A 339-nucleotide genomic window follows, 5' to 3' on the forward strand; every position below is an offset into this window, starting at 1 on the left:
CGGAAAGTTTCAGTGTATGTTTGAATAAACATAATATATATCATTCTAATTCTTTTAGCATTACTTGTGTTAGCATATCGTGACAAACCCTGCCAGTAAAAGAAAATTTTCCAAAATGGACTTTTTCTTCAGCAAAAAAAGCTCCGGTTTCCCGGGGCTTTTTGAATGATTAGTGTGAGACACGGCGACGTGCTGCTTTTTTGCGGTTTTCTTCAATGAAAGCTGCTTTCTTTTCTTCTGGCTCGATTACTTTTTTCTTGAATGTATAAACTGCACCTGCGACAGCAGCAACTGTACCAGCAACACCAGTAACAAAACCTTTACCAAATCCTTTAGCCA

General features: G+C 38.1%; 1 protein-coding gene. It reads right to left on the minus strand.

The window, feature by feature from the left end:
• Positions 1-169: 169 nt before the first annotated feature.
• Positions 170-339 (minus strand): DUF3042 family protein (locus tag SPADD19_RS11930; protein ID WP_128861648.1); only part of this gene is annotated, 170 nt, incomplete at its 5' end.

The sequence above is a fragment of the Streptococcus parasanguinis genome (assembly GCF_001578955.1).
GTDB classification, from domain to species: Bacteria; Bacillota; Bacilli; order Lactobacillales; family Streptococcaceae; genus Streptococcus; species Streptococcus parasanguinis_U.